This is a genomic window from Aquimarina sp. I32.4, assembly GCF_002924285.1.
Taxonomy (GTDB): Bacteria; Bacteroidota; Bacteroidia; order Flavobacteriales; family Flavobacteriaceae; genus Aquimarina.
Genome location: NZ_PGUB01000010.1, coordinates 1 through 14,695, shown reverse-complemented (window position 1 = coordinate 14,695; position 14,695 = coordinate 1). Strand labels below are relative to the sequence as shown.

Annotated in this window: 10 protein-coding genes; 9 read left to right on the top strand and 1 reads right to left on the bottom strand. The window is 32.2% G+C overall.

The features are described from left to right. Position 1: 1 nt before the first annotated feature. Complete coding sequence (locus tag CVD18_RS03525) at positions 2-1,156, top strand: nitrate/nitrite transporter (RefSeq protein ID WP_103864065.1); 1,155 nt, start codon at positions 2-4, stop codon at positions 1,154-1,156. 22 nt (positions 1,157-1,178) lie between these two features. Here CVD18_RS03525 and CVD18_RS03520 read toward each other — a convergent pair whose 3' ends face one another. Continuing rightward, entirely contained in the window at positions 1,179-1,652 is a 474-nt protein-coding gene (locus tag CVD18_RS03520) for an RNA polymerase sigma factor (RefSeq protein WP_255409411.1), read from the bottom strand. Between the two features lie 200 nt (positions 1,653-1,852). Between CVD18_RS03520 and CVD18_RS03515 the strand changes: the two genes are divergently transcribed. The 8 genes from CVD18_RS03515 (at position 1,853) to CVD18_RS03480 (ending at position 14,481) form a co-directional block, all read left to right on the top strand. Next, complete coding sequence (locus CVD18_RS03515) at positions 1,853-3,022, top strand: FecR family protein (protein WP_103864063.1); 1,170 nt, start codon at positions 1,853-1,855, stop codon at positions 3,020-3,022. Between the two features lie 124 nt (positions 3,023-3,146). Beyond that, on the top strand, positions 3,147-6,851 hold the full coding sequence (locus tag CVD18_RS03510) for a SusC/RagA family TonB-linked outer membrane protein (protein WP_158250382.1): 3,705 nt from the start codon (positions 3,147-3,149) through the stop codon (positions 6,849-6,851). Positions 6,852-6,864: 13 nt separating this feature from the next. Next, positions 6,865-8,343, top strand: coding sequence for a RagB/SusD family nutrient uptake outer membrane protein (locus CVD18_RS03505; protein ID WP_158250381.1), 1,479 nt, complete (start codon positions 6,865-6,867; stop codon positions 8,341-8,343). A gap of 10 nt (positions 8,344-8,353) precedes the next feature. Next, on the top strand, positions 8,354-9,253 hold the full coding sequence (locus CVD18_RS03500; RefSeq protein WP_103864060.1) for a substrate import-associated zinc metallohydrolase lipoprotein: 900 nt from the start codon (positions 8,354-8,356) through the stop codon (positions 9,251-9,253). Positions 9,254-9,269: 16 nt separating this feature from the next. Continuing rightward, entirely contained in the window at positions 9,270-10,610 is a 1,341-nt protein-coding gene (locus CVD18_RS03495) for a DUF4302 domain-containing protein (RefSeq protein ID WP_103864059.1), read from the top strand. Between the two features lie 249 nt (positions 10,611-10,859). Next, positions 10,860-12,194, top strand: a complete 1,335-nt coding sequence (locus CVD18_RS03490) for a M28 family peptidase (RefSeq protein ID WP_103864058.1) — start codon at positions 10,860-10,862, stop codon at positions 12,192-12,194. 96 nt (positions 12,195-12,290) lie between these two features. After that, positions 12,291-13,916, top strand: coding sequence for a M1 family metallopeptidase (locus CVD18_RS03485; RefSeq protein WP_103864057.1), 1,626 nt, complete (start codon positions 12,291-12,293; stop codon positions 13,914-13,916). A 37-nt stretch (positions 13,917-13,953) separates the two neighbouring features. Beyond that, positions 13,954-14,481 carry a GNAT family N-acetyltransferase gene (locus CVD18_RS03480; protein WP_103864104.1) on the top strand — a complete coding sequence of 176 codons (528 nt, stop codon included), beginning with the start codon at positions 13,954-13,956 and terminating at the stop codon, positions 14,479-14,481. The last annotated feature ends 214 nt before the right edge of the window (positions 14,482-14,695 follow it).

Below are 14,695 nucleotides of genomic sequence, written 5' to 3'. Positions count from 1 at the left end.
ATTGAAACCAAAGTTCTACATACTTCCTGTGATTATTATTTCACAGTTTTTTTGCACATCATTATGGTTTGCAGGCAATGCTATTGTTGATACATTCGCTTCTCAATTTGATGTTGATTTTAATTTATTAGGATATCTCATATCGTTCGTACAATTTGGTTTTATTATAGGCACACTTACATTTGCATTACTTACGCTTGCTGATAGATTTTCTCCTTCGCGGATTTTTATAATTTGTGCTTTTCTAGGAGGGGTTTGTAATTTATTCCTTTTGATTCCTGAGATTACAATATTCAACTTGCTTACTGCACGCTTTGCCACAGGATTCTTTCTAGCAGGAATCTATCCAATAGGTATGAAAATAGCTTCTGATTATTATAAAGATGGTTTAGGAAAAGCATTAGGATACCTTGTAGGTGCTTTAGTTTTGGGCACGGCATTACCTCATTTGATTAATGAGTATTCATGGAGTAATGATTATAAAACGGTTATCATCAGCACCTCATTATTAGCTTTTATTGGTGGACTTGCAATGTGGCTTACAGTACCTGATGGTCCTTATAGAAAACTTGTATCAAAGCTACAACTAGGGATTGTCATTCAGTTATTTAGTATCCAAAGTTTTAGAAAAGCATCTTTTGGCTATTTTGGTCATATGTGGGAATTATATGCTTTTTGGGCATTTGTACCTATTATACTTAAAACCTATGCACAAACACAACATATTGACATTCAAGTATCTTTTTGGTCGTTTATCATTATAGGAGTTGGCGCTATTTCCTGTATTCTAGGAGGCTTACTATCGTTGAATAGTGGTAGTAAAAAAGTAGCATATCATTCACTATTAACCTCAGGAATATTTTGCCTTACCTCTCCCTTACTTTTTCAATTACCATTTGAATTATTTCTGATTGCAATGCATATCTGGGGAATGTTAGTGATCTCTGATTCTCCTCAATTCTCAACTATGGTTGCTACTTCAGTTCCTTCAGAACTTAAAGGTACGGGGTTAACTATTGTAAATTGTATTGGTTTTGCTATCACTATTATCAGCATTCAGTTATTATCATTCTTGGCAAATAAAATAGACCCTACTTTACTCTACTTATTTTTGGGTATCGGTCCTATCTTTGGGATTTACATGCTAAGAAAATAGTTTATTATAAAGTAAAGAACATCTAATCTTTGGATTCTAACGATTTTTTTATCCTTGTCATTGCCTTATACATTTGAGCTTCTACTGTTTTTATAGAAACGTTTAACTGCTCTGCTACTTCTTTATATTTAAATCCTTGTAACTTATTTAACACAAAGACTTCTTTACATTTTGGTGGAAGTTTCTCTATTTCTTCTCTAACCTTAATTATTCTGTTTTTCACAAAATCATTATCCTCTTCTACAAAAAGTTCTAAAGCATCCTTTTTTATCTGCTCTATATAATTAAGTTCTTTTTTATTTCTTTTATAGCTATCAAGTAACTCATAATAACAAGATTTATACAAATAGCTTTTCATAGAAGTAGTAATCCTTAAACTTTTTCTGTTCTTCCAGATTTTAAGCATTACATTCTGAACGATATCTTCTGCTAGTTGTTTATCTCTCGATAAGTTATAGATATAGGCACACAATTCGTTATAGTGCATTTCATACAAACGCCTATAAACGAATTCATTCCCTCGCCTAAGTTCTTCTATTTGGGTTTCGTTTTTTATAGCAACCTTTTTAACCTCATTTATAACCCTATCACAAAATAATTAACAAAAACTTTACATAAATAATAAAAAAAACAGTTTCAAGCGTAAGGGTTTTTTATTTTTTTCTAGTCTTACTTATAAATAAGCCAATAATTCGCATGAAAAAAAACAAAAATTTGGATACAAATCAAATAATAAAATATGTCAATAATGAGATGTTTGAAGAGGAGCGCATCGCTTTTGAAATTTTATTAAAAGATGAAGATAATCTAAATGAGTTAAAGGAATATATTCTCACAGATCATTACATTCAATTAAGTAAAAATGATTTTGATAATCAACAAGCATCTTCATTATTTAAAACACAAATACAAAATACAAAATCTCATACTAAAACCCCTAAAAATAAAACCAATAATTATCTAAAATATGCTGCTATTTTTATTGGTCTTATAATTTCCTCTGCTTTATACTACAATAAAGATATATTCAATAACGACCGACCAACAAATGAAATAACATTACAAGTTGACAATGGAGACTTTGAAGCAATCAAAGAGAATGATTTATTTAAAGAAATCAAGAATGGTGATGGTATTTTATTAGGAGTTCAGAAAAAAAGCAAAATTGTTTATACAAATGAAAGTAAAGGTATAGCAAATACAAAGCCAAGTATCAATATTCTTAAAGTTCCCTATGGTAAGAAATTTCAAATTGTACTCTCTGATGGTACAACCGTTCATGTAAATGCTGGTTCTACTTTAAAATTCCCTGCTCAATTTGTTGCAGGACAGATTAGAGAAGTAGAGTTATCAGGAGAAGCCTATTTTGAAGTAGCTAGAAATGAAAAAGACCCTTTTATTGTATCTACAAATGGTATTAGAACTGAAGTATTAGGTACAAAATTCAACGTTTCATCCTATACTGATGATTCTTTTTCTGAAGTTGTCTTAGTAGAAGGAAGTGTTGGTATATCTAAGGGAAACAAGCGATTTGATAAAAATACAGATCAAATTTTAAAACCTAATCAAAAAGCTAGTCTTACAAAATCAACTCAGAATTTGGATATATCTACAGTAAAAACAGAAAATTATGTCGCATGGATAGATGGTATTTTGTTATTCAAAAATGAAAGTTTTGAAAGTATTGTCAAAAAACTAGAACGCTCTTACGACAAGAAAATCACAATCAATTATCAAAAACTGAAGAAAGAAAAATTTACTGGGAGGTTTGATGTAGAAAGCTTAGAAGATGTGCTTAAAACCTTCAGTAGCAATACATCCTTCAATTTTATTGTCAAAGAAAGTGAAATAATTATTAACCCCTAAAAACAAAAAATGAGTAAGAAATAGGAAGCTATAAAACAAAGAAAATCGAGAAATGCTGCAACATTTCCCGATTTAGAGTAAGCTTAATTCAACAATGGTTCAATCATTAAATCATATTAAAAGTATGAAAATAATTATACAAAACCACAGTAATAGTGTGGCAAAATTAATATTTAATTTAAAAATGAGGCTAACAATACTACTTATTATATTGTCTCTATTTAGAATAAACGCAAGTACATACTCGCAAAACACTAAGATTTCCTTAGATGTTCAAAATTTTACAATCGAGAAAGTATTTGATCTAATACAGCAAAAAACAGAATTCAAAGTATTCTTCAAGGACTCTGAAGTTAATACCAATAGAAAAATATCTCTAAAGGTATCTAACCGAAGAGTTGAGTATATTTTGAATAAAATATTTAAAAACACTACTACTTCTTACAAAATAGTGGATAAGCAAATTGTACTAGTAAAAAAACCAGTAAGATCAAATGCTTCTCCTATAAAAAACCCACAAACTGCTCTTTCGAAACCTCAAAAAGGTTTTGAAATTAAAGGGCAAATTGTAGATAAAAATGGGCTTCCTGTTCCAGGTGCAACCGTGTCAATTCAAGGAACAACACAAGGAGTTGTTACTGATTTTGACGGTAATTTCACAATGCGAGTTTCTGTAGCGGATGTACTATTAATAGAAAGCCTTGGCTTTGAAAACCAAACTATTGCAATTGCTAATGAGAAAAAAACAGTTTTCAATATTGTATTGATAGAATCTGTAGAATCATTGGGAGAAGTAGTTATTACCGATGGATATAAAAAAGTGGATCGTCGTCTATTTGCAGGGGTTGCTACAAAACTTGATCTTGAAGACATCAAAATTGAAGGTGTAACTGATGCTTCAAGACTTCTAGAAGGTAGAGATGCTGGTGTGGTTGTTGATAATGTATCAGGAACTTTTGGTGCTTCACCAAGAATTAGAATTAGAGGAAATACTTCTCTTAATGGAAACAACAACCCTATTTGGGTAGTTGACGGAGTTATCCTAGAAGATAATGTAGAATTAGCTCAAGAAGACTTAGCTTCTGGAGATATCAATTCATTAATAGGGTCTTCTGTTGCAGGATTAAACCCTGATGATATTGATAGTTTTTCTATCCTAAAAGATGCTTCTGCCACTGCATTATACGGTGCACGTGCTAAAAATGGTGTCATTGTAATTACTACCAAAAAGGGTAAAAAAGGAGGATTAAGTGTAAAATATAACAATAACTTTGCTTACCGTTTAAGACCTCGTTATACAAACTTCAATGTCCTTAATTCTCAACAAGAATTATCTGTATATGCAGAATTAGTAGAAAAAGGATTAATTGATTTAACTACTGCGCAACGTGCTGAATCTTATGGGGTACTAGGACAATACTATAATCTTAGAAGACCTAACAATGTACAAATAGGCCCTAACGGACAAATATCAGATGAATTTTTCAACCGTTATCAAACTGCAAATACAGATTGGTTCAAAACACTTTTCTCAGATTTCTCATTACAACAAACACACTCTCTAAATGTATCTGGAGGTAGTGATGATGCTGTTTATTATTTCTCATTGAGTTATCTTGATGATGCTGGTCAAACTATAGGAGACGAAGCTCAACGATATACAACTAAACTAAGTACCAAATTTAACCTTTCGGATAATTTCTCATTAGCTACTTCATTAACTGGTAGTTTTAGAAATCAAAGAACTCCAGGAACAAATGACAGAAGTTTAGACCCTCTTACTGGTGAGTTTCAACGTGAATTTGAAATCAACCCTTATAGTTTTTCTTTGACAAATAGTAGAAGTGTTACACCATATGATGAAAATGGGAGCTTAGAGTTTTTTAGAAAGAACTATGCTCCTTTTAATATCATCCATGAATTGAGAAATAATTATATAGATATTGATGTAACAGATATTGCATTTCAAACTGATCTTAATTATAAAATTACAAATAATTTAACTGCTACTTCTACTTTTAATTACCGTAAAGCAATTACGCAAAGAGAGCATATTATTACAGGAGTATCCAATCAAGCAGAAGCTTTTAGAGCTGGAGCTGGTGATAATATTATTGGTCCTATTAATCCTTTCTTATATCAGGATAGAGATAATCCAAACAGACCTCCATATTCTATTCTTCCAGAAGGTGGTCTTAATGTGTATAATGAAAATGTTCTAGATTATGTATACTGGAGAAATTCTATTGCTTGGAATTCTACCTATAAAGATATTCATCAATTTACTGCTCTTTTGGGACAAGAAGTAAAATCTACTACAAGGCAGAGTAGAGAATATACTGGTATTGGAATTTCTTATGAAAACGGGTATCTAGTAAATACAAATCCAGATGCTATCGATCAATTGATAGATAATAATGATCAATATTTTAACATTAGTAATTTTAGAGATCGTTTTACAGGTTTTTTCTTTAATGGTGGATATACCTATGATAACCGATATACTATTAATGGTACATTGAGATACGATGGATCAAACCTACAAGGATCAAGTCCTAAAGCAAGATACCTTACCAACTATAACATTAGCGGTGCTTGGAATATTGATAATGAAGATTTCTTTAATGTAGAATGGGTAAACTTTTTAAAACTAAAAGCTACATACGGTTTATCAGGAGGAAGAGGTCCTCTTACCAGCGCATCTCTTGATCTACGTGGTGGGATACCTTTACGTCCTCAAGATGCTGAGACTATAATACGAATCAATTCTTTAGAAAATTCTGATTTAACTTTTGAGAAACTAAAAGAGTTTAGTACAGGATTAGAATTCTCTCTTTTCAATAGCCGTATTTCTGGAGAAATAGGATATTATAAGCGTAATTCTTTTGACTTAATTGGTACTGTAAGAACTAGTGGTGTTGGTGGAGAAGCATTTAAAACAGGGAATTTTGCTGATCTAGACGTAGAAGGATATGAATTTGGATTATCTACGGTAAATATCAAAACCAAAAATTTCAAATGGAGTTCTAACATTAATGTAGGGTATAATACAGAAGAAGTAAAGAATCTAAAGTTTAATCCTCGTTTAGTTGATTTAATCTCACCTTCTGGATCTCCTATAAATGGTCGTGAAATCTCTGCATTGTATTCAACACGTTTTGCAGGCCTTAATGAATTTGGTATCCCTACATTCTTTGATGCTGATAATAATAGAGTAACCAATATAGACTTACAAAACAGAAATGATATTGAAAAAATATTGAAGTATGAAGGACCAACACAACCAAGAGGAGCTGGTGGTTTTAGTAATACTATTGAGTATGCTGGCTTTTCTTTATCAGCCAATATTTCTTTCAAATTTGATTACAAAATACGTTTGAATAGTAATTTTGATGCAGCATATACTGACTTTAATTCTTTACCAGGAGAATTAATTAACAGATGGGCTGTTCCAGGTGATGAAAATGTAACCAATATTCCAGCTATTTTAGATAATCGTATTATAATCAGTCAACTTAATGGTTTTGTGAATAATGGTATCGTATTCGCTCGTGATAATGCATATCAACTATACAACAGTAGTGATCTAAGAGTTGTAGATGGTAGTTATGCACGTATGCGATCTATAGCATTAGGATATACCGTACCATCCTCTTATGCAGAGAGATTAGGACTTTCTTCTGCAAGAATTCGTCTACAGGGAGAGAACTTATTCTTACTGTATTCTGACAAAGCATTGAATGGTCAGGATCCTGAATTTTTTAACTCAGGAGGTGCTGCATTACCAGTACCAAAAACAGTATCTCTTTCACTTAATGTTGGATTTTAAAAAAAGACTAATTATGAAGAACAATAAATTAAAATCATATATATTACTATTTGTCCTTTCTATTGTAAGCTTTAGTTGCGAACAATATTTGGAAGAATCTCCTGATGACAGACTAGTATTAGATTCTGTTGATAAAGCAGCAAAACTAATTGCTAATTCTTATTCTCAAGGAGGTATAGCATTTACAGATATGTATACAGATTTGGCAGGCCCATTAGGAGTTCCTAATGCAGATGGAGTAGTACTTGATGCTGGAGGAAACACTATCCGTCTACAAGATTTACAAACCTATACTTGGGATAATGTAACTGCAATTTTTCAGGATACCCCAACTTATTTTTGGAATCAAACATATCAAGCAATTGCACATACCAATGAGGTTCTTGCTGTAATTGATAATCTAGAAGGAGATCCAGAAAAAAGAAATGCGATAAAAGGAGAAGCACTTATCTCTAGAGCATACAACCACTTTATGTTGGTAAACATGTTTGGTATGCATTATAATAATAATGCTTCTACTAATCTGGGGGTACCCTATATCACAGAGCCTGAGACAGAGTTCCTACCTACTTACACCCGTAATACGGTAGCAGAAGTTTATGATTTTGTTGAAAAAGATTTACTTGATGGATTAGCCCTAATAAGTGATAAATTTTTCTCGGGAACAAAAAAGTATCATTTTACAAAAAAAGCTGCTCAGGCTTTTGCTTCCAGATTTTATTTATGGAAAAGAGATTATGAAAACTGTATCAAGTATAGCAACCTCTTTATTGATGACAACCCCGCTATTTATGTAAAAAACGGAGCAGATTTTTCAATTTCTGGATTTAATGCGATTGCGATACAATATGCCAACCCAGAAGAACTAAGTAATGCTCTAGTTATTCAAAAAACAAGTAATTATCAAAGAAGTAATTTTGGTTTTAGATTAAATGGGAATGATGTTATAGCACTTTTTACGAACCCTTTATCAATTGGAGATGTTAGAAATAACCCTTTCAGTTCTCCTGATGATGAAGTAACTGTTTTCCCTAAACTTTTTGAATATTTTTTCAGAGAAAATTTATCTTCAAATTCAGGATTACCTTATCACATTAGTGTAGAATTTAAAGGAGAAGAGGTTTTATTAAACAGAGCAGAAGCATATTTATTAAGTGGTAATCAAAATGCTGCCCTTGCAGATATCAACCAATTGGCTGTAAAAAGATATAACGGAACAGAATATACCGATATTGCTGCTATTCAGTCTTTTTATAATGCTAGTACTCCTGCGGATGGTATTCTAGAATTGATCTTACACGAGCGTAAGAAAGAATTTTGGGATCATGGATTACGTTGGTTTGATATCAAACGTCATAACCGTTCTGTAACACACGTACTCCCTGTAAGTGAAGGTGGACAAACACTTACTCTTACTGAGAATGACTTAAGAAAAGCTGTACAAATCCCTGAAGATGCAATCGCATTAGGACTAACTCCAAACCCTAGATAAAATATTGATTATGAAGACAAAAATAAATATAACTCAGAAACTGTTGTTTATCGTATTTTCTATCCTAATCATTATAGCTTGTGATAGAGAAGAAACATTACAGCCTACCGCTATTTTTGAAAACGGGGAACCAGAATCAACAACAGAAATTGATCAATTCTTAAAAAAAGAATTCAGAGATCCTTATGGATCTGTTATTCATTATAAATTTGTAGATAAATTTATCGATCCTACAAAATCTGCTACACCACCACGTATAGATGTAGTACAACCAATAGCAGAACTTATCAAACAAGCTTGGATAGAGCCTTATAATAAGGCTTCAAATCAAGGAGGTGAATTTTTAGGAACATATTTTCCAGCAGAAATTGTAATCTTAGGTTCTCCTTTGTTTAATAGCAATGGTACTATAACCCTTGGGGTAGCTGATTCTGGAGTAAGAGTAACCCTTACTCAAGCCAATGAATATACACCTGATAATACAGCTTGGATTGTACAAACATTCAGAACCTTACATCATGAGTTTGCTCATATTATTGATCAGAACTTTAAATTTGATATAGAGTCTTTCTTTAGAATTTCTGAAGATAATTATACTTCATCAGGAACTTGGTTTAATTTAAGTGATGAACAAGCTTTACAAAGAGGGATGGTTACTCCTTATGCTACTTCATCACCCGCAGAAGATTTTGCAGAGACTATGGCCTATATCATTACAACAGAGCCTGATGTATTCGAAGCTACTTATATTACTCCTGAGACATGTGATGGAACCCCTGGTTGTATTGCCAGAAACGAAGGTAAAGCTCGTATCAAAGAAAAATATGATGTAATCATCAAGTACATGAAAGAAGATGTAGGAATAGATGTGAATATTCTGAGAGATGAATTTTTAAATAGTATTAACTAATTAAACTAGGAATAACATGTTGAAAAATATAAAAATATATACATTATTTATCCTTACTCTTGGTTTTATGGCTTGTAGCACTGATAATGAAGTAGAGCCATTATTTGACCAAGACATTGATAGTCGTGTTGATGCACTTCTAACAGATTATAAAAAAACATTAACGGATGCTGAATATGGATGGAAACTTGTGTACCACCCAAAAAACAGTGTTGGTTTTTATAATATTTTCTTGAAATTTAATGAGGATAATACCGTAGAAATCGTATCTGATTATGCCTTAGGTGCACAAGATCTAGAAACTACTTATCGAGTAGGAAAAGCTCATTTCCCTGAATTAGTTTTTGAAAATTATTCTACTTTTCATAATCTATTTGAAATTAATGGTTTTAGACTAGAAGCAGAGTTTGAATTTATCTTTGAAGAAGTTACAGCAGAACAAATAAGTTTTAGAAGTAAAACCGATTCTGGAAATGATGTTACCAAAATCGTTTTTGAAAAAGCTAATGCCAGAGACAAAGAACGTATTATGGGGCTAAGACAGTTCTATGACCCTGTTTCTACAGGGCACAATACAATCAGTTTTTTAAGAAATATTGTGGTTACAGATCCTTCTGAAGCTCCAGAAAATCAACTCATTTTCAATGGTACATTTACTTTTTCTGATATAGAAAGAACTGGTATTGTAACTACATTTGATCAAAATACTGGCCAATTAATATCTACCTCATACCCTGTATCTGTAAAAGAAAGCGGGTTTTCATTTCTAACTCCTTTCAAGATAAATGACATAGAAGTTACTGATTTTACTTTTGTAGAAACTAATAACACACTAGTTTCTGAAGATGGAGGTCTAAATACAACTATTGGTTATAATTTAGCCCCTGTCGCTACAGCACTAGTCCCTTCATTATTTTCATCAGATGTAGATACTTTTGATACAGCATTCGATAGATATTTGTATTTTGACGATACATCATCTTTTTATCTTGAACAAACTTCTCCTGATTTTTTACATTTACTTAAGAGTATGAATATTCGAGTTCTTGATATCAGGATGAATGAGTTTGGACCAGATGTACATGGCGTATCAGTTGTAGGGCTTAGTGATCAATTAACACTTGCCTTTAGAATTAATAAAATACCAGGAGAAAGACTAATCCTAAATTATGTTGGATCAACAAATAATCCTATAGTAAATGAAGTAGAAGGCTTATTGAATTTATTGAGAAGTGGGACTGGATGGTATTTCCAAAGAACGAATGAAAGCCGTTTTAGTGATATCCCATCATTTCAATTGACCAATGTAAGCTTTCCAAATTTTAGATTTTCTATGTATGGATTATTAAATCCTTAATCAAAATATTTACAAATGACTATTGTTCCCTCAATAGCCTAATTAACTCAACTTGCGAAAGCCCGAAGTTTTTACTTCGGGTTTTCTTATTTAATATAAAAGCTTACACATTTTAAAAAAAATATATCAATATGTTTTAACTATTCCTTGTTATCCCTTATGGTTTATTGACTTATCCTCTTATAAATATGTTAAGAAATCCATATTACTTATCTCTTTTATTTAAATTAGGCGATCAAATTAACACAAATGAAAACATTTATCACTGCCACCCTACTATTCATGTCTACTATTTTAGTTTCACAAACTGATCAACGTGTCTATGATATTATCAATACTATTTCTGCGGATCGAATCGAAACTGATATTAAAAAATTAGCAGCATTTGGTACTCGTAATACTTTCAGTGATACCATTTCTGATACAAGAGGAATTGGAGCTGCAAGAAGATGGATAAAACAAGAGTTTGAAAACGTTTCAAAACAATGCTCTGGCTGTCTTTCTGTATTTTATCAAAAAGACTTTGTTACCAAAGATATGGGAACTAGAGTTCCGCATGATGCGTGGGTTGTAAATGTAGTTGCAATACAAAAAGGTACCAAATACCCCAATCGCTATATTATCATGAGTGGTGATATAGATTCTAGAGCTAGTGATACTATGGATTTTACTACTGATGCTCCTGGAGCTAATGATAATGCAAGCGGAATGGCGGGTACAATCGAAGCTGCCCGAGTATTATCTCAATATACTTTTGAAAATAGTATCATCTATGTTGGATTATCAGGAGAAGAACAAGGTCTCTTTGGAGGGGCTGGGTTGGCCAAATATGCACAAAACAAAGAATGGGATATTATAGGCATCCTCAACAACGATATGATTGGCAATATCAAAGGAGTTGATGGAGTAATTGATAACAGATCATTCAGAATATTTTCTGAACCTACCAATCCTACCGATACTGAAAAAACGATAAAACGAAGACGTTTTTATGGAGGTGAAGTTGATGGAATCTCTAGACAACTAGCCAGATATGTACATAAAAATGTAAAAACATATATGCCAGAAATGAATCCCATGATGATCTACAGACTAGATCGTTTTGGCAGAGGTGGCCACCATAGACCATTTAACGATTTGGGGTATGCCGGAATCAGAATTATGGAAGCTCATGAAAACTATACACAACAACATCAAAATATAAGAGAAGAAAACGGAATTAACTATGGTGATGTCGTGGAACACGTAAATTTTGAATATGCAGCAAAGTTAACTGCTGTAAACGCTATAAATTTAGCTAGCATTGCTTGGGCTCCCCCTGCTCCTTCCGAAGTAAAAATTGGAGGTATTGTACAACCCGCAGCAAAATTTAAATGGAAAAAAGTCAATGACCCTACTGTCTTAGGATATAAAATATATTGGAGAGATACTACTTCTCCTATCTGGGATCATAGCAAATTTGTTGGTGATGTAGACAATTTTGTATTAGATGGTATTGTTATTGATAATTTCTTTTTTGGGATAGCAACAGTAGGAAAGAATGGTTTTGAGAGCCCTGTAGTATTTCCTTCTGAAGTATTTTGAATCTAATAACAGTATCAAAACATCAACTAGATTAGTATAAGAGGTAGCTATTACCGATAATACTTAATTCATAAATAAGATATCATATATTAAACAATGAATAAATTTTTACTTTTCGTCTTACTTACTTTTCAAATACAGTTAGTATCTGCTCAGGAATCAAGTTTTACCAGACAAGATTCGTTACGTGGTACAATAACTCCAGAAAGAGCATGGTGGGATCTTACTTATTACCACCTCGATATTGCAGTGAACCCAGATAAAAAAACTATTTCAGGAAAAAACACCATCTATTATAAGGTACTCAAAGAACATACTGTCATGCAAATTGATTTGCAACCCCCTTTAAAAATTGAAAGAGTAGTACAAAATAATATACCATTACAAGTAAATTCAGAAGGTAATGCACATTTTATTACGCTCTCTTCTACTCAAAAAAAAAATAGTACCCAAGCTATAGAAATATACTACAGTGGCGCACCTCGTGAAGCAGTTCGTGCTCCTTGGGATGGAGGAATCTCTTGGAAAAAAGACCAAAATGGAAATCACTTTGTTGCTTCTTCTTGCCAAGGATTAGGAGCCAGTATATGGTGGCCAAACAAAGACCATATGTATGATGAAGTAGATAGTTTACTTATAAGTGTAAATGTTCCTAAAGATCTGATGAATATTTCTAATGGGCGATTGCGAAAAGTAGAAAATCATGCCAATAAAACTAAAACCTACCATTGGTTTGTAAACAACCCTATTAATAACTACGGAGTAAATATTAATATTGGTGATTATGTACATTTTGGAGAGCAATATCAAGGAGAAAAAGGAACTCTAGATATGAACTATTATGTACTCAGAGATAACCTAGAAAAAGCTAAGAAGCAGTTTAAAGACGCTCCAAAAACAATGAAAGCCTTTGAACATTGGTTTGGTCCCTACCCTTTTTATGAAGATAGTTATAAACTTGTAGAAGTACCTTATCTTGGAATGGAACACCAAAGCTCTGTAACCTATGGAAATAAATATGCAAATGGATATTTAGGCAATGACCTTTCTGGTTCTGGATGGGGGTTAAAATTTGATTTTATCATTGTTCATGAATCAGGACATGAATGGTTTGCCAATAATATAACCAATAGAGATATTGCCGATATGTGGATTCATGAAAGCTTTACTGCATATTCTGAAAGCTTATTTGTGGATTATTATTATGGAAAAAAAGCAGCTTCTGAATATGTTATAGGTACTAGAAAAATTATCCTAAACGACAAACCTATAATTGGAGCTTATAATGTGAATGATGAAGGGTCGGGAGATATGTATTACAAAGGAGCAAATATGCTACATACCTTACGGCAACTTGTAGAAGATGATACAAAGTGGCGATCTATCCTAAGAGGTCTTAATACCAAATTTTATCATCAAACCGTTACCACAAAACAAATAGAAGATTATCTAAGTACCATAACAGGCATTGATTTAAAACAGTTTTTTGATCAATACCTTAGAGACACAAGAATACCTATTCTAGAGTATACTTTTGAAAAAGACACCTTAAAATTTAGATACACCAATATTGTTGAAAAATTTGATATGCCTATTCGTATTTTTGTTGATGGAACACCTTTATGGATTCGCCCTAATGCGTCATGGCAAAGAAAAGATTTAAAAGGAAATAAGATTACTATTGACCCTAATTTCTATATAGATAGTACTGTATTGCAATGATTTTACCTAGTAAGCTGTAATGACCAAAAATCAGATAATGAAATTCTCCCCCTTCCCTATTTTACAAACCAATAGATTACAATTAAGACAATTAGAAAAAAATGATAGTGCAGAAGTAAAATTCTTACGATCAGATGAACTAGTTAATACTTATGTAAAAAGGCCAAAAACTAATACCATAGAAGAAGCTATTCATTTTATCAATAAAATTAATACAGGAATTGAACAAGGTGACTGGGTATTCTGGGGGATTACCATAAAAGGAAACCCAAAACTTATAGGTACAATCTGTTTATGGAATTTCTCTGAGGATAAAAAAAATGCAGAAATTGGTTACGACTTACACACCTCCTTTCATAAAAAAGGTATTATGAATGAAGCTTTAACCTGTATACTTGATTACGGGTTTACAACTCTTCAGCTACATACTATAGAAGCATATACACATCAAAATAATGAAGCCTCAAAAAACTTACTAATTAGAAATAATTTTAAGCTCTTGCCCAACAAGACCGACCCAGATAACGTAGATAATATTATTTTTTCTTTACATAAACTATCTTAGGATAAGTCTTCAAAGTATTTGCTTGAAACCGATCTTTAATTTCTAGACAGGCTTCAAAGCATTAAAACCTCACTTAGTAATTACCCCCCTCTATACGAACACTTTATTAATTATTTTGGCTCTAGTTTATAATTGCGTTGATATTAGTTTTTGATATTGTGCTTCGATATTTCTGTAATTCTTTATAGCGTTAACATCTAGGACAGTTTTTTGT

Bases quoted from the DNA above. Each gene is read 5' to 3' on its own strand.
- CVD18_RS03515 (WP_103864063.1), top strand. From the start codon at position 1,853: ATGAAAAAAAACAAAAATTTGGATACAAATCAAATAATAAAATATGTC.
- CVD18_RS03510 (WP_158250382.1), top strand. From the start codon at position 3,147: ATGAAAATAATTATACAAAACCACAGTAATAGTGTGGCAAAATTAATA.
- CVD18_RS03505 (WP_158250381.1), top strand. From the start codon at position 6,865: ATGAAGAACAATAAATTAAAATCATATATATTACTATTTGTCCTTTCT.
- CVD18_RS03500 (WP_103864060.1), top strand. From the start codon at position 8,354: ATGAAGACAAAAATAAATATAACTCAGAAACTGTTGTTTATCGTATTT.
- CVD18_RS03495 (WP_103864059.1), top strand. From the start codon at position 9,270: ATGTTGAAAAATATAAAAATATATACATTATTTATCCTTACTCTTGGT.
- CVD18_RS03490 (WP_103864058.1), top strand. From the start codon at position 10,860: ATGAAAACATTTATCACTGCCACCCTACTATTCATGTCTACTATTTTA.
- CVD18_RS03485 (WP_103864057.1), top strand. From the start codon at position 12,291: ATGAATAAATTTTTACTTTTCGTCTTACTTACTTTTCAAATACAGTTA.
- CVD18_RS03480 (WP_103864104.1), top strand. From the start codon at position 13,954: ATGAAATTCTCCCCCTTCCCTATTTTACAAACCAATAGATTACAATTA.